We start from the raw sequence: 255 nt of genomic DNA, 5'->3' as shown, positions 1-255 counted from the left end.
ATGCACGTCGGTTTGGGCTCTTCCCGTTTCGCTCGCCGCTACTCAGGGAATCGATTTTTCTTTCTCTTCCTGCAGGTACTTAGATGTTTCAGTTCTCTGCGTCTACCTCACTTGCGTGTAACAGCCAGTAGCTGTTGGGTTCCCCCATTCGGAAATCTCTGGATCTTAGCTTACTTACAGCTCCCCAAAGCATATCGGTGTTCGTCCCGTCCTTCATCGGCTCCTAGTGCCAAGGCATTCACCGTGCGCCCTTTG

General features: G+C 52.2%; 1 rRNA gene. It reads right to left on the bottom strand.

What is annotated here, in order from left to right:
* Window positions 1–255: ribosomal RNA gene (locus tag ACEN4N_RS11645) — 23S ribosomal RNA — on the bottom strand; the annotation flags it as partial.

The sequence above is a fragment of the Ruoffia sp. FAM 20857 genome (genome assembly GCF_045528645.1).
GTDB lineage: Bacteria > Bacillota > Bacilli > Lactobacillales > Aerococcaceae > Ruoffia > Ruoffia halotolerans.
This window is presented reverse-complemented; position numbering and strand designations above follow the sequence as displayed.